Genomic DNA, 17,926 nt, shown 5'->3' with positions numbered 1-17,926 from the left:
GCTTTAGTGTTTTCTGCGATTAGCCCGAAGGGCTACGCTACGCGATCGCATCCAAGGTTTGGGAATCCCGGATAGGCCGTAACTGATCGGATTCCCGGATGATAGTGTGTACTTGCTTGAGATACTGTCTAGCAATATACTTCCAACGAAATTCTTCCGGTAATGGTAATAACTTAAGCTCAATCCAAGTCTTAGCTAATGTCTCAGTATCTAGTTGCTGACAGCCATATCTAAAGGCACTGCCTAGGATAGCTTTAATGGATTTATCCTTAATATACTGCTTGAGGGGTTTAGTATACTGTTTCAATTCTTGCTTGGATAGGTCAGCATCTTCCAATTCTCTTTCCACTAAAGCTACAAATTCTTTTAAGGCTTTACCGAAGAGTTTTTTCTGGGTATTTTGATCCGATAGTCCAGTATACTCTTTGATAGACTCTTTGAAGAAGTCTTTGGTGTAGTCTTCTAGAGCGTCTTTGGCCAAGGGACCGATCACTTCTTTGGCGAGATAGCCCCCGGCACTAGAAATTCCCCAAACTGCTAACCAATCCAGCATGATATTGGTAGTTTTGTGGTTTATTTATCAGTATAGAGGAAAGGAATTAGGGAGTAGTAGGGAGTCGGGAGTCGGGAACAGGGAGTTTGACCCGGTGGTGCGTTACGGGCCGGGCTGTCTCAACCGATGTCAAGAGGCGTAAAATCAAGGGGAGCCCGTCCCTAACACACCCTACGCAACTTGACATGGGGTTTGGATATTTGAGCTGCGGGGGCACGTTCTTTTTGGTATTATCAATACTTAAGCGTACACGGAGCAACTTTCGATGTCGCTGTAATTTAATCTAAGCAATAGGTTCAGGCATTTTATCCAACTGGTCTGTACCCAGTAGTACATACATTAGTAATGACAATTTGGCACATGAGGCAAGAAGTGTTATTTGTATCTGTTGGACTTGGATTGGTAATTTTAGCCAGTCATGAGACCCCTGCACATGCACAACTCGAACAAAGTCCTATTGACATACGCTCTGAAAACAAAGTAGATAGTCTACCTTCCCTAAATTTCACCTACAGTGATGACACTGAACTAGCAATAATTAATACTGGTTCACCCGACGAGTTCGGCACTATTGAAGCAGTTGTAGAGGATGGTGCAGGTATTCTGGAGTTTGAATCTGAAGAATTTGAACTTAAGCAGTTTCACTTCCATTCGCCCAGTGAGAACACACTGGATGGACAAGCTTTTCCAGGGGAATTGCACCTGGTTCATGAAAGTGATGATGGTGATTTATTAGTAGTTGCCAGATGGATTGAAGAAGGTAAATTCAACGTATTGCTAGACCCAATATTTTCAAATTTACCGCCACAAGAAACGAGTACTAAGATTCCCATCAATAACTTTGAGCTGAGTAGTTTATTACCCAATGATCTATCCTCATATCAATTTACTGGCTCATTGACAACGCCACCCTTTACTGAGGGCGTAAAATGGGTTGTGCTGAACGAAACACTCGAATTGTCCCAAGGGCAACTTGACAATTTTCAGACGCTCTTTCCCAATGGCAATGCTCGCGATGTACAATCCCTCAATAGTCGGATCGTTCAGACTGATATTGTAGCATCTAGTGCCGTTCCCGAACCCGCTTCTACCCTTTCTCTTATTGCTTTGGGTGTTATTGCAGCTGGCGGCACATTGAAAAAGCAGACAGCATAAAGAGCTGACTCAATAGCTGTTTAAGGGAGGTCGCCATCTCCTTTATCCAGGGGTTTTTTGAGCCTGGTAGACTCAATTTGTATATAGGGAATTTCTTTATTACAAATTGAGTCTACGGGTGCTGTATCACCTTCTGTGTCTAGGTTCTCAGTCTTTAGTTTATCTGCCCATTTACGACTTGCCCCTTACGATCGGCGGCAAAGGCTAAATGCTTAGCGACAGTTGCTAAAATCAAAGTCATGAGTCGGAAAAAATTGAGGTAATCTCATGTCTGTTGCCAAACCCTTATTTGAGCAGGTTATTCTCCCTCATCCGGCCAAAGAAACCCTGCCCACCATGTATGATTTACCCAGTGAAGATCCCGAGGAGCCGGGTTTGCCTGACGAATTTCATCTTTGGCAGCCACAACTGTGTAGTGAGACATTTCGCCCTCCCAATTATGAGAGCGAAAGGGTGTTTGTCGCCAGTGACTTAAATTTATATTATGACCCTAACCATACCGCTTGGTACAAACGACCGGATTGGTTTGCTGTAGTGGGGATTTCCCGATTCTACCAGGAAAGAGAGCTCAGAATGAGTTATGTAATCTGGCAAGAAGAGGTCAGACCAATTGTGGCCATAGAATTGCTATCTGCCAGCACCAGAGATCAAGACCTTGGTTACAGTGAACGAACGGGAGAAGCACCAACCAAATGGGAAGTGTACGAGCAAATTTTAGCGATTCCCTACTATGTTACCTTTGACCGAGTCAGTAACGAATTACAACTTTTTAAGTTAGATGGCGGCAGCTATCAACCCCAAACCATAGACAATTCCCAATTTTGGATCCCTGAGTTGCAATTGGGTTTAGGACTATGGCTTGGGGAATATCGGGGATTGAATCGGTTGTGGCTACGTTGGTATGATCAACAGGGGAATTGGATTCCTACTGAGGCAGAACGAACCGAACTCGAACGCCAACGAGCTGAACAGGAACGGCAACGAGCTGAACAGGAACGGCAACGAGCTGAACTGGCTCAACAACGAGCTGAACAGGAACACCAACGAGCTGAACTGGCTCAACAACGAGCTGAACAATTAGCAGAACGGTTACGACAGATGGGTATTAATCCCGATGAAATTTAACCTCTGTCTGAGTTGGTGGGTGTATGTCATTTAAGCTGTTTGACCCGCTGGTGGGTGAGATTATGTTCGGATAATTGGGGACAATACTGATAGATTGGCAATCTTTTTCAGTGCTACTGATACTGACGATAATTCCTTAAACGCAGTGCATGGCGAAAATTCGGAAAACCGTTGTGAACACGATTGGGTTAAATCCAGATTACCTGATTCCCGTTCCCAAAGAGACGATTCCGAAAACAGCGATCGGCAAAATTCAGCGCCAGGAATTGAGAAAAAGATTTGAGGCTGGTGAATTTGATGGTATCTTTTGAAAGGCTGAAGTTAATAACCTGTAGTTTGAGCAGATTATCAAGAAAATTATCTAGGAATTAATAATATAAAACTGTCATAAAATCAGAGACTATTTGTTAAATATTGCTTAAATAGTTATTTGTGTAAAACAGGCATGTTGGTGGAACAGGCATCTTGCCTGTTTCCTGCCCCAAAATTTACTGACTGCTGACTGCTGACGGCTCTATGCTTACTTAGCCACAGGTACCTGTTGGGTAATACAATGAACCCCTCCTCCACCTTCAGCCAGAATCAGACTATTTACACCAACAACCTTCCGCCCAGGGAAAACCTCACGCAGAATAGCAAGGGGAGCATCATCTTGGCTGGAGTCACCAGCAACTGGAACGATCACAGCATTATTAGCAATATAAAAATTCATATGAGCAACATCTAAGCCAAGAGGAATCTCAACAATCTCAAACTTACGTCCACGAGCATCAGTACTTTGTTGTAATCGATGCTTAGCATCCCGACAAATCTTGTAGTTTGGATCATTAGCATCATCAGTGCTATGGAGTAAGACCAATCCAGGTGCTGCAAATGCGCAAATCCCATCCACATGTCCATCTGTGACGGGATCAGGCACGATACCACGACCTAGCCAAACCACCGTTTCAGCCCCGAGATAGTCCTTCAAAAGTCTCTCAACTTGAGACTTACTCATGGTGGGGTTGCGATTGGGGTTAAGTAAACATTCTTCAGTGGTGATAATAGTACCTTCACCATCTAATGTGACACCACCGCCCTCCAACACTAAAGAGGATGAGTACATGGTAGTCTCAAAATAGTTAGACAATCGCGCTTTTAGTAAAGCATCGTCGTGATAGGGGGGAAACTTACCACCCCAACCGTTGAAGGTAAACCCAGCTACCCGACGTGAACCCTTGCCGTTCACCAAAAACATCGGACCGGAATCCCTTGCCCAGCCATCGTTTACGGGAAACTCAATCAGTTCGATATCTGAACTCAACAAGCCCTTAGCCACACCTTTGTCTTGAGGATGAACAACCATCGAAACGGGTTCAAACTCATTGACAGCATTCGCCACTGCTGCCCATTCCCGCCTTGCCTTCTTCAGACCATACCCTTTCCAATTCTGAGCTGGAGGAAACACCATGATCGTGAATTCATGGGGCTGCCATTCCGCTGGAAAGAAAAAGCCATCCTCAAGGGGTGTTGTCTGCTGTAATAACTTCACTCCAGTGCTGTTATAGTCCGGCATTTCACTACTACTAACCTCAGTTCTCACCCTTGAGCAAACTGCTGACATACCCAAGGCACTAGCAGCTGAAAGAACACTTAACTTTAGTAACCTTCGACGATTCAACATAGCGTGTATCTATTCTATAGCAGTTCTAAATTGGGTAGGGAGTAGGGAGCAGGGAGTAGGGAGTAGGAATCCTGGCATACTTCCGACACTTCCGACACTTCCGACACTTAACACACTTTTTGATGGTCAATGCTAGCAGCGGTATCATAGAGTGGCTAAAATGTCCAGTGACAGGTGATCTGTTTTTTCTACTGATGGTCAAATTAAGGTAATTAGAGATTCTGTAATGCGGTGTGATTGCAATTACACCTTTGGGTAATGGGGAAAGTGTTTTCACCATTACCCTTCTTCCCCATAGAGAAAAGGTTCACTAATGTAAGCTATCAGCTATAAGTTTCAAGTTTCTAGTTTCAATTTTAATCAGAAGGTGTCTTTCCTATGACTAAAGTACCTATTACTAAAATAACTGACGAACTCAAAACCGAAATTTTCTACCCCGATAGTGATGGTAAACCTATGACAGAAAGTGATCCTACTCGGGATTATCTAATTTATGGAGTAGAAGCATTAAAAAGTTATTTCAAAAATCGGGAAGATGTTTATGTTTCGGGTAACTTATTTATTTACTACCAGAAAGGAGAACCCGATCAGGTAGTCTCTCCTGATGTATTTGTGGTTTTTGGCGTGGAAAACAAACAGCGAAGAAGCTACAAGGCTTGGGAAGAAGGAGGAAAATTGCCCAGTTGGGTATTAGAAATAACCTCAAAAAGCAGCCGGAATAGTGATCAAACCACAAAACGCCAACTATACCAAACAATGGGAGTATTAGAATACTTTCAGTATGATCCTACCGGGGATTATCTTAACCCGCCACTTAAGGGATTACGTTTGGTGAAGGGAAAGTATCAACCTATCCCCAGCAAGCCCTTAGGGGATGGAGATTTTTCTATTGATAGTGAAGTGTTAGGTCTAGAGCTGCAAGTGCATCAGGTAAAACTAGAATTTTTTGATCCGAAGCTGGGGAAAAAGCTATTAAATTTTCAAGAACTGGAGATAGCTTATCAACGAGCAAAGTTAGAGCAAACCGCAGAAACTCAAGCCCGACAACAAGCGGAGTTAGAGCGAGCTGCTGAAGTTCAAGCCCGACAACAAGCGGAGTTAGAGCGAGCTGCCGAAGCTCAAGCCCGACAACGAGCGGAAGAAGGGCTACAGAATGCTATTTCCCAGTTATTAAGCTTAGGCTTGACTGTTGAACAGATAGCTGAAGCACTAAATTTATCAGTGGCAGAGGTTAACCGTCACATTTAAATTGGTTATTCCCCCTTACCTATTCCCTGTTCCCTATTCCCTATTCCCTATTCCCTGCTCCCTACTCCCTTGCTGAATGACCAATGACTAATGAGCAATTAAAACCTAAATTTTTCTACCGCAATACTAATGGTACACCAATGGCAGAAAGTGACCCTAACCGAGATTATATCATTTATGGCGTAGAAGCCTTGAAAAACTATTTCAAAAATCGAGACGATGTTTATGTTTCCGGTAACTTATCGATTTACTACCTAGAAGGCATATATGATGCGGTAATTGAGCCTGATGTATTTGTAATTTTCGGAGTAGAAAATAAACTACGAAAACACTACAAAGTTTGGGAAGAAGGCGGAAAGTTTCCGAGTTGGATCTTAGAAGTAACTTCAATAAGTACTAAGGGAACTGATCAAAGGTTTAATCGCCAAACATACCAAGATATGGGAGTATTAGAATACATGCAGTATGACCCTGTGGAAGATTATCTCCAACCACCCCTGAAAGGATTACGTCTGGTGGAGGGAAACTATGAGCCTATAGCTAGCAAACCTTTAGGAGATGAAGATTTCTCGATTTACAGTGAAGTCTTAGGTTTAGAACTTCAAGTGAATCAGGGAAAATTAGAGTTTTTCGATCCAAAGTTAGGTAAAAAGCTATTAAATTTTCAAGAACTGGACATGGCTTATGAGGAAGCTGAACAAGCACTACAGAAAACTGAACAAGCACTACAGAAAGCTATTTCCCATTTATTAGGATTAGGGGTGAGTGTGGAACAGATAGCTGACGCTTTGAGTATATCAGTAGACGAGGTTAATCACAGACTGCAAAAATAACTAAGGTCAGTTTTGGATAAGGAGGAGCGAAGGGAGTAGGCTGAAAGTACTACCCCTCAACCTTCCCAAATTTCTTCCATAACCATGACAAAACCAGGCAGCACTGAATCATCCCCCTTCACCGTAGCGGGATTTTCCAATTGCTCCACATCAGCACCAGGACGGTAAATATACACCCGACGACTATTTGGCTCAATCAACCACCCCAACCTCGCACCATTGTCCATGTACTCCTCCATCTTGTCCTTGAGGTCTTTTACCCTATCACTGGGGGAACGCAACTCAATCACAAAATCTGGGCACAGAGGAATAAATTTTTTCCTTTGTTCTTTACTCAGGGATTCCCACCGCTCCAGCTTGAGCCAAGATGCATCAGGAGAACGATCTGCCCCATTGGGCAGCTTAAAGCCACAAGAAGACTCAAAAACTTTCCCTAGCTTTGTTTGGCGGTTCCATAACCGTAGCTGAAAATTAATGTCGGAATTTCTGTCAGATGTTTCACCTCCTGTTGGGGGCATAACAATTATTTCTCCGTCTAATGTGCGTTCAATACGTAAATCTCGATTAACCTGACAAAACTCAAAAAATTGGTCATCATCCATATCCAATGCTGGAGGCATCCTCAGCACAATGGGATTAGTTTCAACAGCTGTGGTGGCTAATGTCATGATTTAGCTACTTCCCGCACAAGTTTCTTATATTTTAAGATCAGTTTTGGTTAAGCGATCGCTGGCAAGAGCTTCTCTAATATCAAATCCGGTTGGGAGATGGGGAGATGGGGAGATGGGGGAGATTTTTATTAAGGGTAATTATCCTGACATGATATAAGGGAGCTGGGGGCTTTGGCAACAAAAAAATGTAGGGGTTGGTTCATACTACCCCTACATTAAAAGCTGCTAATTTGTTAATCACTAGTAGGGTGGGCAAACTAATCTAGTGTAGAAGACTCAAAACAATAGAACTGTTTTTGCCCACTCTACAAGCTAGTCAACTGTAAAATATCAATCCCTAACGAGGAGCAATGGATGGAGCGACAGAAACTATTGGAGCATTTTCTAGTGCTACTGGTGCTTCGTTGACCAAGGTTGGTACAGAGTTGCGGAGTCGTGCGGTTAGCTGGACTGTGGTAGCGTCATAGATCTGAGTCACAATTTTCGGATACAAACCAATGCCGATAATTGGTACTAACAGACAGGCAATAATAAACACTTCCCGAGGTTCAGCATCAATCAAGGCTTCGTGGGCGACTAATTCCTTGTTTTCCGGACCATATAAAATCTCCCGCAGCATGGAGAGCAGGTAAATTGGTGTTAAGATAACCCCGACAGCTGCCAGGACGATCACTAATACCTTGAAAAAGGAACCGTAAGCATCACTGGTCGCAAAGCCAACAAACACCATCACTTCTGCCACAAACCCACTCATTCCGGGTAATGCTAAGGATGCCATGGAACAGGTTGTCCACATGGCGAACATTTTGCCCATTCTCTTACCAACACCCCCCATCTCATCGAGCATCAAGGTATGGGTACGGTCATAGGTAGCTCCTACTAAGAAGAATAGGCTGGCACCAATTAAACCGTGGGAAATCATTTGCATCACTGCCCCACTCATGCCTAAGTCGGTAAAGGAAGCAATACCAATTAAGACAAATCCCATATGGGAAATGGATGAGTAAGCAATCTTACGCTTGAGATTACGCTGGGCAAAGGAGGTAAGGGCAGCGTAGACAATATTGACAATCCCTAAAATTATCAATACGGGAGCAAACACGGCATGGGCATCGGGTAGCATGCCAGCATTCATGCGGATTAGGGCATATCCCCCCATTTTCAGCAGAATGCCAGCCAGGAGCATGTGTACCGGTGCTGTGGCTTCCCCATGGGCATCTGGTAACCAGGTATGTAGAGGGAAGATGGGTAGCTTGACCCCGTAAGCAATCAGGAAGCCTCCGTAAAGCAGTAGCTGGAAATTTAGGGCGTAATCTTTGAGGGCGAGCGATCGCATATCAAAGGTTACGGTATCTCCATAGAATGCCATGCCTAAGGCAGCTAGCAAGATAAACAGGGAACCCCCTGCGGTGTAGAGGATAAACTTGGTAGCTGCATAGAGACGCTTTTTGCCCCCCCAGATTGACAGTAGCATGTAAACCGGAATTAACTCCAGTTCCCATACCAAGAAGAACAACAGCATATCTTGAACAGCAAATACAGCAATCTGACCACCGTACATTGCCAACATCAGGAAGTAAAATAGCTTAGGCTTGAAGGTTACCGGCCAAGCTGCCAGCATCGCTAGGGTAGTAATAAAGCCAGTCAGTAAAACAAGAGGCATGGATAAGCCATCTACACCTACTGACCAATTCAAGTCCATTTGAGGCACCCAGCTGTATTTTTCGACCAGTTGCAGTTCTGGGTTGCTCAGGTCGTACTGGGTCACAAAAGCATAGACAATTAGGGCAAAATCAATTAGCCCGATAATTAAAGAGTACCAACGCTCCCAAGTCCCATTTTTTTCTGGCAGAAACGGGAGCAGAAGCGATGCCGCAATCGGAAACAGAATAATTATTGTTAGCCAGGGGAAATCTGTCATAGTCAACTAGTCAGTCACCATTGGTCAAAATAAAATTGCAAATTGTTAATTGTTAATTGTTAATTGTTAATTGTGTATAAACAACTAACAATTAACAAAGCAGGTCAGGTCACACCTGAGACAATTACTAAACCCAGTACTGCGAGGAAGACAATTAGAGCATAGAATTGGGCACGACCGTTTTCTACGTATTTCAGTGCTTCACCACTGAGCAGGGTGAAAAAGCCAGTCAGGTTGACTACACCATCAACGATACGGTAGTCTACTTCCATAACTTGCCGTGCTAATCGACGGCTTCCCTGAACAAACAGCCGGTCATAAATTTCATCGAAGTACCACTTATTGAGAGACAGCTGATATAGGGGCTGGATTTTTTTAGCGATCGCATTGGGGTCAATCTTGCCCTGTAAGTACATCAGTACCGCAACGGAAATCCCAATCAGACCGATTCCCACGGAACTGCCGCCCATAATCAGAAATTCTGACCAGTCAAAGGCTTCTGCTTCTGCCACGACTTCGGCTATGGTTTCACTGGCTGGGTGGATAAATTCCTCAAAGTAGTTGTTAAAGGGAGTTCCCACCAAACCAATCAGTACCGATGGCACGGCTAACACTAACAACGGTAGTGTCATCGTTAAGGGTGACTCATGGGGAAACTCACTGTGGTGGTGGTCGTGGTGATCATCGTCAGCCTGAGCCTCAAGTTCCCGTACATCCATAGCACCAGGACCAAAAGCAGGTACAGCTACACCAGCAGCTTCTTTGAGTTGATGACGAATTTCCATCTCATTGCCCCGAAATTCCCCTTCAAAGGTGGAGAAATACATCCGGAACATATAGAAAGCAGTCATTCCAGCGGTCAGCCAGCCAATTCCCCAAAGTATTGGACTTACCTCAAAAGTACTGCCTAAGATTTCATCTTTTGACCAGAACCCTGCGAAGGGTGGAATTCCACAAATTGCCAAGGTTCCAATTAGGAATGTCAGGGAGGTAATGGGCATAAACTTACGCAAGCCTCCCATTAACCGCATATCCTGAGCCAAAATCGGGTCATGGCCAACCACAGCTTCCATACCGTGAATTACTGACCCAGAGCAGAGGAACAGCATGGCTTTGAAATAAGCGTGGGTCATCAGGTGAAATAAGCCAGCACCATAGGCTCCAATGCCCATTGCCATTACCATATAACCCAATTGAGACATAGTTGAATAGGCTAACCCTTTCTTAATATCATTTTGAGTAATAGCAATGGTTGCCCCTAAGAAAGCGGTAAATGCTCCCGTCCAGGCAATCACAGTCATGGCGACTGGAATCCCTTCAAACACGGGGTACATCCTCGCAATCAAAAACACCCCAGCGGCTACCATAGTTGCGGCGTGAATTAGGGCAGAGATTGGGGTTGGGCCTTCCATGGCATCGGGAAGCCAAACGTGGAGGGGAAATTGTGCGGATTTAGCCACCGGACCGAGAAACACTAAGACAGCGAACACAGCTGCCATGCCTGCACCCAGGTAACCGGATTCGACAAAGGCTTCCAGATTGGCTCCCATGGCATCAAAGTCGAAGGTGCCAGTTGCCCAGTAGAGTCCCAACATGCCTAACAGCAGACCAAAGTCTCCGACACGGTTAGTCACGAAAGCTTTTTGACAAGCATCTGCTGCTGCCTTACGGTCATACCAGAATCCAATGAGCAGGTAGGAACACATTCCCACCAGTTCCCAGAAAATATAAACTTGCAACAGGTTGGCAGAAACCACCAAACCGAGCATAGAGGAACTAAACAAGCTTAAATAAGCATAGAAGCGCACATAACCGGGGTCATGAGCCATGTAGCCATCGGTATAAATCATGACCAGAAAAGCTACGGTGGTCACCACTACCAGCATCAGTGCGGTTAAGTGATCGATGGTATAGCCCATCATTAGGTGAAAATTGCCAGCAGCAGCCCACTCCAGGGTGCGTTGATAGGGTTCATGACCATGAAATTGACTCCAGAGTATAGCAAAGGAGAACACCATGGACGCCCCCAACCAGGAGACAATAAATACAGCTAACAGCTGCCGCAGACGGTTTGTTGCTCTATTGAAGGAAATTAGCCCCAGACCAACCAGCATTGCCCCTGCCAAGGGAAACACTGGGATTAGCCAGGCATATTGATAAAGCGGTTCCATTGAAGACAGCCTACTTCAGATTTCGTTACTATTTTGGCAAACTGTAAACCGCTGATGTCTAAAGTTTTTCTTTTTGTTTGTCTGTAGAAGGCCAGATCCTTTAATCTCAACTGCACTATAGCAGCCTAGACCATGGACTCACGGTTGGCATTGGTTTGCGGTGACTACTACCAACAGCCGCCATCCGGTGAATAGGCCACTAAGGTCTCATATCTGATACAAATCTTAACCTTTTTAGTAATCTTCATTACAAAATATCTGATCAAAACGAGTAATCATCAGATAATCCCAATATTTGATGAAAATAATAAGAAAATTTAATTAACAAAAATTTATCTTTTTGGCACGGATACTTTCCCAATTCCTAGCCATGAAAGTGGTATAATATAACTTTTATCAATTCACAGGGACAGTTCAGGCACAAGAGTCAGAAACCAATTAGTAATTGGTAATTGGTAATTGGTAATTGGTAATTGGTAATTGGTCATGGGAAAGGGAAATTGGTCATGGGAAATGGTAAACCCACAACCTGGTTACCGATGACCAATTCAATGGCTAATTAGGTTAAGAGTCGCTAATTAGCTAATTAGTTTAAGTGAAGGTTTTAGGCTTTTAGGTTGAATGGCTAAGGGTGTTCTGACCCAGTTCCCTAGCGCCGGGTAAAGCAGGTCGGGTGTCAACAGCTTTCCTTGTGTACCATTACCCTCTTGCACCTAAGACCTAAGACCTAAGACCTAAGACCTAAGACGTAGAATTTCTCTAGAGGGGATATTGGCCGAAAAAGCTTTCAAACCTTGGCGCTGCCTTTTATCCAACTCCTTGGTCAAATCTGGGTATTGGCAGTGTGATTTGAGCAGCCTGGCAATTTCCCTGAGCAGCTCATCCCGACCTTGGAAACCTTCTATTCGTGAGACCAACTGACCTTGCTCAAAGAATAGCAATGTCGGTAGGGTCTTGAGTCGATAGGTATTGGCAAGCTTGAGATTGTTATCGGCGTTTACTCTGACAACCTTGACATCATTGCTTCCTTGAGCTTGGAATTCCTCAAGTATGGGGTGAACAAACCGGCATACTCCACACCAGGGAGCCCAGAAATCAACGATAACTGGCTCAGAAGAGTCTAAAACTGTTTTTGAAAACGTCCGTTCATCAACAGACAATACCATGATTTTTTGAAATATAAGGGTTTTTAGATTTGTTTGGGATCATGCTACATCGAATCGGGATCATCTGAGCAACAGAAATGTCCTAATTACCAATTTACTTGGGCTACAGCTGTAATCATGAGGGGATGTACCCACCACAACAGCCCAGTAAAACCGATGACTCCTAGGTATGCCGGACGAACAAACTCCTGCCATCTCAGGAATTGACGTCCCTGGATAATTGCCAAAAAAGGGATTACGGATGTGCGAGCTTTGAGTGCACAAAAGGCTTCTCCATGCCGTGCCAACAACCGGCGGTCTCCATGCCAGACAGCGAAAAGATGGTGGAGAATTAATCCCACGGAGGTCAATAGGGTAAAGGTGCTACCAATCCAGAGGGTATGGGCAATACACCATATTACTTGTCCTACCATTTGGGGATGCCTGGTAACCCGCATAATGCCAGACTCATACAGATGGACTTGGGGCTTTTGAATCGCAGCAATTTCTAATAAATTAAACGTAGCTGGATAAAGAAACAAGAAAGAAATGACTGAAAGCCCCCATACTAATGACTTAATACCTGGCAGGTCCTGAAGGAGCCACAACTGTATACCATCATATCGATGGTTCAAAAAGTAAATAATTAATACAACTGCTAGCGGAAGACTCACTAAAGCAAAGACAATACGATAAAGCCTTGGACCAATTATTTGTTCACCCTTAGAACGCAGGGCGGCTAAACCACTATGAGCGATCGCAAAAGTCAATAGCAACCCAAACATGACAAAGTGGCTGACACTCAGCCAATTTGGAAATACCATAGGCAAGGGTGATAGATGGGAAATAACGCTCTATTATAGCAAAAAAGCGATGCAGAGGTGCGACCCGTGGCGAATTTAATTCGCCTACGGAAAAAGCACCATTACGGTCTTGGGGGTCCCCCCCATGAGCGACTGCATCAAGACGGAGTAGGAACTTGAGTCCTGGTTATGTTAGTTTCGATTTCAGCTCGCTCCTTTCTGTTAATGGTTTAGCCCTATGTCTGACCTACCTTTTTCTCTCGATCAACTCCGTATACTCAAAGCGATCGCTACTGAGGGGAGTTTCAAGCGTGCTGCTGATAGTCTATACGTAAGCCAACCTGCTATCAGCCTGCAAGTACAAAATTTAGAGCGACAGTTAGAGGTGCCGTTATTTGACAGGGGTGGACGCCGTGCCCAACTGACGGAAGCTGGACACCTGCTGTTGGACTATGGGGAAAAAATTCTGGCTCTATGCCAGGAAACCTGCCGAGCCATTGACGACTTACAAAGTCTCCAAGGTGGGACCTTAATTATTGGTGCATCTCAAACTACCGGAACCTATCTACTACCTCGGATGCTTGGTATGTTCCGACAAAGCTATCCTGAGGTGACAGTACAATTACAGGTTCACTCCACTCGCCGCACTTCCTGGGGTGTAGCCAATGGACTAGTGGATTTAGCCATTATTGGTGGTGAAGTTCCCCCAGAACTTCAAGAAACCTTGACCATTAGTCCTTATGCTGAAGATGAGCTAGTACTAATCTTGCCTGCATTTCATCCCATGGCTAATTTGGAGAAGATCCAAAAAGAAGACCTGTATAAGTTACAGTTTATTGCTTTGGACTCCCAATCCACCATCCGTAAGGTAATTGACCAGGTATTAGGTCGCAGTGGCATTGATGCTAAACGGTTTAAGGTGGAGATGGAACTTAACTCCATTGAAGCGATTAAGAATGCAGTACAGTCAGGACTAGGAGCTGCGTTTGTATCGATTACAGCTATTGAAAAAGAATTACAAATGGGGGTGCTACACAGGGCAAAAATAGAGGGAGTAGTGGTTAAACGGGTATTGTCTTTGGTGATTAACCCCAATCGTTACCTTTCCAAAGCAACAGAAGCCTTCTGTAGGCAGATTTTGCCCTTGTTTGGCTCAGTAGCATGGCACGGGCAATCCTTGGCACTATCAGGGATGGTAACTAATCCTAAAAATTTAGAAGTGGATAGCCCCCACGCTGAAGCTGGGGGTTGAAAGCGATGCAGCGCGGTCTTGGGGGTTTCCCCCATGAGCGACTGCATCAAGACAGGGTTGAAAACAAGTGACGAGATTTATTCCGCTGCCTACGAGAAGATCTGATCAGTAATGCAGAAAATTCCAGGGGCTTCTTCAAAATGGCGTGAGTTCACTAATATCTAACGACTAAAATAAACACAACAAGCAGTGACTTGCTAGAGCTTGTCAGCTGGTAGCGCCTTGTATTTCGTAGTGATCCTCTAAAACATGGAAATTTTCTGCACCCGTCCTGGCTGCCCAAATCCCCATAATTACTTTGATGATCTAGATAACAGAACCACTCTAACCACCACGGAGCAAAGGTATTGTAATAGCTGCGGCATGCCCCTGATTGTAGCAAGTCGCTACATTCCCTCCCAGCTGCTGCGCAAAGGAGGATTTGGAGCGGCATTTCTAGCACGCGATCGCTATACCCCTACCTTGCGTCAATGTGTCGTTAAGCAGTTCCAACCGTCTGGGAGAATTAGCCAGAGGGAACTACAAACTGCCCACAGATTGTTTGAGCGGGAGGCAACGGTTTTAGAGAAATTGGGCAGGCGTCACCCCCAAATCCCCGATTTGTATGCCTACTTTCCGTTGACGGTGCCGAGTCGGAAACCGGGTAAACAAGACCAGTTTTTCTATCTGGTACAGGAATATATTGATGGACAAAACTTGGAGGAAGAACTCAACACCTTAGGAGCATTCTCTGAAGCCAAAGCCATAGAAGTGTTAACAGAAATTCTCAAAGTCCTCCAATTTGTCCATGACAATGGCTCCATTCATCGCGATATCAAGCCTTCCAATATTATGCGCGATCGCAATGGGCTTCTCTATCTATTAGACTTTGGTGCAGTTAAGCAACAGGTAAACCCAGGAACAACAGCGGCGAGGTCTACTGGTATTTATTCCATCGGATTTGCACCACCGGAGCAAATGACCGGTTCTCAAATTTACCCTTCAACGGATTTGTATGCTCTGGCAGTGACTGTGATGGTTTTGATGACTGCCAGAGAACCCAATGAACTCTACGAACCTGTTACCCATGAATGGAACTGGAGAAGTTATATCCAAATCAGCAATGAACTTGAGAGTATTTTCAATCGACTACTTATGCCAATGCCCCATCAACGCTTTCAGTCTGCTATGGAGGTTCTTGATGCCATAAATGGTTTAAACATTATTGCTCAGACAACCCCTCAACGCCCTCACGGATCAGTTCTACCAGTATCCCCACCCTCCGGGTCCCACAACAGGCAACCACAAACCCACTCACCCCTATCCAAACCCCTTAGAGCAAAATTATCTCTACTTGAGGTACTAGGAGCAGCTGCTTTTACTGGATTTGAGGGAGCTTTATTATTCATTGCTGCAACTGCTTTTGCTAAGATAGTCTCCTCCAACCCACTGGGTATGCTTTTATGGGGAATGAGTTTGGGAGGGCTAATTTATGCTCAATATCGCAGGTTTATTGAAAAAATTGACCTAGTGATTATAGGAGGCATCAGCTTGGGACTGTTGATACTTTTCCCGGTGTTGCGAGTCCAGCAGTCAATCCAGTTAGTTATCATAATATCAGTTCTAGCAGCAGCAGCAGCGATCGCTCTGACGGCACTTTTCCGGCTGGTATATCAACTGTTATCTCGAATACTATAGCAGGGGCGTTGCTGATTAATGGAATGATGCAGGGTAACTGACAACGGAACTTATGTCCGATGAAAAACGAAACGAGTGTTCTTTTGCTATCGATGGTGATTACGGTAGCTATGGTGTTGGGAGGCTTATGGTGGCTTCAGAAAAGTCAGATAATCACACTGCCATTTCCGGAGGAAACGGAGGAAGATGAACCTAGGGCTAAGGTAACTCCAAAAACTACAAACATTAAGCCTGAGATAATCATCGCAGAGCACCTTAGTGCCGGAGATAGAACCTTAATATCAACAGAGGTAACACCAGACAAACAGGCAGCAGTCAAAGCATTTGCTTCTGGGAATTATGGGAAAGCGGCTTCCTTACTGGAGGCATCGCTCAAAGCTAAGAAAAATGATCCAGAAGCTTTGATTTACCTCAATAATGCTCGGATCGGTACATCTAAGTCTTATACAATTGCGATATCAATACCTATTGGTGTAGAGGTAAATGCAGCCAAAGAAATGTTACGGGGTGTTGCCCAAGCCCAACAGGAAATCAATGCTACCGGTGGTATTAATAATGTACCATTGAAGGTGCTAATTGCTAATGATGACAATGATACCAAGGTTGCTAAAAAAATAGCTAAAGCTTTTGTGGATAATCCAGATGTTTTGGGGGTTATTGGTCATTTTAGCAGTGAGGTCACCCTGGCAGCCGCAGAGGTTTATCAAGAGAATCAGTTGGTGGTGATTTCTCCGACTAGTACCTCAGTAACTATTTCAAGACTGGGTAATTATGTCTTTAGGACTATCCCTAGCGATCGCTTTTTTGGTAGCGCCCTGTCTCGCTACATGCTCAATCAATTAAATGTACGCAAAGCAGCTGTCTTTTTTAATTCCCAGAGCAACTACAGCCAATCTCTTGCCGATGCATTTACCACTGCCCTGTTTGCTGATGGTGGCGAGGTAGTGGGAGAGTTTGACTTTGCCAAACCTAACTTTAATGCTGGTGTTGATGTCAAACAGGCGATCGAGAAAGGTGCAGAAGTGTTGATATTAGCTCCCAATTCCGCCACCCTTAACCAAGGGTTACTAGTAGTGCAGGTCAATGATGGACGTCTACCGATGCTAGCAGGGGATAGTCTTTACAAACCCAAGACCTTGCAAATCGGTGGTAGGGATGCGGCTAGTATGGTGTTGGCAGTCCCCTGGCATATTTTGGGCGCTCCAAATTCCCCCTTTCCCCAAGCCGCCACGAAATTATGGGGTGCAGATGTGAACTGGCGCACTGCCTTAACTTACGATGCTACTCAAGCTTTAATCGCAGCCCTCAAACAGCAGCAAAGCCGTTCCGGTGTACAAAAAGCCCTATCCGGATCAGGTTTTCAGCCCCAAGGAGTATCCAGCAAAATTCGGTTTTTACCATCAGGCGATCGCAACCAGGCTGTCCAGCTTGTCAAGATTGAAGCAGGTAATCGTTCCAGCTTTGGTTATGACTTTGTGCCGATTCCTAGCAAGTAGAAACCGGGCAATATAGAAATAAGAGCGTTGCCCAATTTTGGAATAACTGATCAATATTTTTGCCATTTTGTCACCTGATCAGTGGTCAAATCTTGTACCATAAGTTATTTAGCTCAGTTATTTAGCTAAGTTATTTAGCTAAGTTATTTCCCTAATCAGGAGTATCCAACAAGGGCTTTTGTTAACTAGTTGTATTTAATTGTATTCAGTTGT

15 protein-coding genes are annotated in these 17,926 nt (G+C 44.5%); 8 read left to right on the top strand and 7 right to left on the bottom strand.

Features of this window, described 5'->3' with window-relative positions; genetic code table 11:
* Positions 1-37 precede the first annotated feature (37 nt).
* Positions 38-553, bottom strand: coding sequence for a hypothetical protein (locus F6K51_RS02055; RefSeq protein WP_293017645.1), 516 nt, complete (start codon positions 551-553; stop codon positions 38-40).
* Between the two features lie 345 nt (positions 554-898).
* On the opposite strand from F6K51_RS02055, the gene F6K51_RS02050 reads away from it, so the two are divergent.
* From F6K51_RS02050 to F6K51_RS02040, 3 genes are all read left to right on the top strand, one after another.
* Positions 899-1,708 (top strand): carbonic anhydrase family protein, encoded by an 810-nt coding sequence (locus tag F6K51_RS02050; RefSeq protein WP_293017643.1) that lies wholly within the window; start codon positions 899-901, stop codon positions 1,706-1,708.
* Between the two features lie 267 nt (positions 1,709-1,975).
* A complete protein-coding gene (locus F6K51_RS02045) occupies positions 1,976-2,833 on the top strand; it encodes a Uma2 family endonuclease (RefSeq protein ID WP_293017642.1) in 858 nt (285 codons plus the stop codon).
* A gap of 149 nt (positions 2,834-2,982) precedes the next feature.
* On the top strand, positions 2,983-3,144 hold the full coding sequence (locus F6K51_RS02040) for a hypothetical protein (protein WP_293017640.1): 162 nt from the start codon (positions 2,983-2,985) through the stop codon (positions 3,142-3,144).
* A gap of 209 nt (positions 3,145-3,353) precedes the next feature.
* Here the strand turns inward: F6K51_RS02040 and F6K51_RS02035 are convergent, their stop codons facing one another.
* Entirely contained in the window at positions 3,354-4,496 is a 1,143-nt protein-coding gene (locus tag F6K51_RS02035) for an agmatine deiminase family protein (protein ID WP_293017639.1), read from the bottom strand.
* A gap of 378 nt (positions 4,497-4,874) precedes the next feature.
* Between F6K51_RS02035 and F6K51_RS02030 the strand changes: the two genes are divergently transcribed.
* Both F6K51_RS02030 and F6K51_RS02025 read left to right on the top strand, forming a co-directional pair.
* A complete protein-coding gene (locus F6K51_RS02030; RefSeq protein ID WP_293017637.1) occupies positions 4,875-5,744 on the top strand; it encodes a Uma2 family endonuclease in 870 nt (289 codons plus the stop codon).
* 83 nt (positions 5,745-5,827) lie between these two features.
* Entirely contained in the window at positions 5,828-6,577 is a 750-nt protein-coding gene (locus F6K51_RS02025) for a Uma2 family endonuclease (RefSeq protein WP_293017636.1), read from the top strand.
* 56 nt (positions 6,578-6,633) lie between these two features.
* On the opposite strand, the gene F6K51_RS02020 is transcribed toward F6K51_RS02025, so the two are convergent.
* From F6K51_RS02020 to F6K51_RS02000, 5 genes are all read right to left on the bottom strand, one after another.
* Positions 6,634-7,245, bottom strand: a complete 612-nt coding sequence (locus F6K51_RS02020) for a Uma2 family endonuclease (protein ID WP_293017635.1) — start codon at positions 7,243-7,245, stop codon at positions 6,634-6,636.
* A gap of 340 nt (positions 7,246-7,585) precedes the next feature.
* Complete coding sequence (locus F6K51_RS02015; RefSeq protein WP_293017633.1) at positions 7,586-9,169, bottom strand: NAD(P)H-quinone oxidoreductase subunit 4; 1,584 nt, start codon at positions 9,167-9,169, stop codon at positions 7,586-7,588.
* Between the two features lie 104 nt (positions 9,170-9,273).
* Entirely contained in the window at positions 9,274-11,340 is a 2,067-nt protein-coding gene (locus tag F6K51_RS02010) for an NAD(P)H-quinone oxidoreductase subunit 5 (protein WP_293017632.1), read from the bottom strand.
* 734 nt (positions 11,341-12,074) lie between these two features.
* Positions 12,075-12,506 (bottom strand): thioredoxin, encoded by a 432-nt coding sequence (gene trxA / locus F6K51_RS02005; RefSeq protein ID WP_293017631.1) that lies wholly within the window; start codon positions 12,504-12,506, stop codon positions 12,075-12,077.
* Positions 12,507-12,592: 86 nt separating this feature from the next.
* Complete coding sequence (locus F6K51_RS02000) at positions 12,593-13,309, bottom strand: NnrU family protein (protein ID WP_293017629.1); 717 nt, start codon at positions 13,307-13,309, stop codon at positions 12,593-12,595.
* Between the two features lie 217 nt (positions 13,310-13,526).
* Between F6K51_RS02000 and F6K51_RS01995 the strand changes: the two genes are divergently transcribed.
* From F6K51_RS01995 to F6K51_RS01985, 3 genes are all read left to right on the top strand, one after another.
* Positions 13,527-14,540, top strand: coding sequence for a LysR family transcriptional regulator (locus F6K51_RS01995; protein ID WP_293017627.1), 1,014 nt, complete (start codon positions 13,527-13,529; stop codon positions 14,538-14,540).
* Between the two features lie 249 nt (positions 14,541-14,789).
* Positions 14,790-16,217, top strand: a complete 1,428-nt coding sequence (locus tag F6K51_RS01990) for a serine/threonine-protein kinase (RefSeq protein WP_293017626.1) — start codon at positions 14,790-14,792, stop codon at positions 16,215-16,217.
* A 59-nt stretch (positions 16,218-16,276) separates the two neighbouring features.
* Positions 16,277-17,713 (top strand): ABC transporter substrate-binding protein, encoded by a 1,437-nt coding sequence (locus F6K51_RS01985; RefSeq protein ID WP_293017625.1) that lies wholly within the window; start codon positions 16,277-16,279, stop codon positions 17,711-17,713.
* Positions 17,714-17,926: the final 213 nt, after the last annotated feature.

The organism is Moorena sp. SIO3I8 (assembly GCF_010692325.1).
Taxonomy (GTDB): domain Bacteria; phylum Cyanobacteriota; class Cyanobacteriia; order Cyanobacteriales; family Coleofasciculaceae; genus Moorena.
The sequence above is the reverse complement of the archived record's forward strand: the minus strand, read 5'-3'. Positions and strand labels throughout refer to the sequence as shown.

Excerpts from the sequence above, each read along its gene's own strand:
- F6K51_RS02035 (WP_293017639.1), bottom strand. The coding sequence starts at position 4,496 with ATGTTGAATCGTCGAAGGTTACTAAAGTTAAGTGTTCTTTCAGCTGCT.
- F6K51_RS02040 (WP_293017640.1), top strand. The coding sequence starts at position 2,983 with ATGGCGAAAATTCGGAAAACCGTTGTGAACACGATTGGGTTAAATCCA.
- trxA (WP_293017631.1), bottom strand. The coding sequence starts at position 12,506 with ATGGTATTGTCTGTTGATGAACGGACGTTTTCAAAAACAGTTTTAGAC.
- F6K51_RS02050 (WP_293017643.1), top strand. The coding sequence starts at position 899 with ATGACAATTTGGCACATGAGGCAAGAAGTGTTATTTGTATCTGTTGGA.
- F6K51_RS01995 (WP_293017627.1), top strand. The coding sequence starts at position 13,527 with ATGTCTGACCTACCTTTTTCTCTCGATCAACTCCGTATACTCAAAGCG.
- F6K51_RS02010 (WP_293017632.1), bottom strand. The coding sequence starts at position 11,340 with ATGGAACCGCTTTATCAATATGCCTGGCTAATCCCAGTGTTTCCCTTG.
- F6K51_RS02025 (WP_293017636.1), top strand. The coding sequence starts at position 5,828 with ATGACTAATGAGCAATTAAAACCTAAATTTTTCTACCGCAATACTAAT.
- F6K51_RS02000 (WP_293017629.1), bottom strand. The coding sequence starts at position 13,309 with ATGGTATTTCCAAATTGGCTGAGTGTCAGCCACTTTGTCATGTTTGGG.
- F6K51_RS02030 (WP_293017637.1), top strand. The coding sequence starts at position 4,875 with ATGACTAAAGTACCTATTACTAAAATAACTGACGAACTCAAAACCGAA.
- F6K51_RS01985 (WP_293017625.1), top strand. The coding sequence starts at position 16,277 with ATGAAAAACGAAACGAGTGTTCTTTTGCTATCGATGGTGATTACGGTA.
- F6K51_RS02055 (WP_293017645.1), bottom strand. The coding sequence starts at position 553 with ATGCTGGATTGGTTAGCAGTTTGGGGAATTTCTAGTGCCGGGGGCTAT.
- F6K51_RS02045 (WP_293017642.1), top strand. The coding sequence starts at position 1,976 with ATGTCTGTTGCCAAACCCTTATTTGAGCAGGTTATTCTCCCTCATCCG.
- F6K51_RS02015 (WP_293017633.1), bottom strand. The coding sequence starts at position 9,169 with ATGACAGATTTCCCCTGGCTAACAATAATTATTCTGTTTCCGATTGCG.
- F6K51_RS01990 (WP_293017626.1), top strand. The coding sequence starts at position 14,790 with ATGGAAATTTTCTGCACCCGTCCTGGCTGCCCAAATCCCCATAATTAC.
- F6K51_RS02020 (WP_293017635.1), bottom strand. The coding sequence starts at position 7,245 with ATGACATTAGCCACCACAGCTGTTGAAACTAATCCCATTGTGCTGAGG.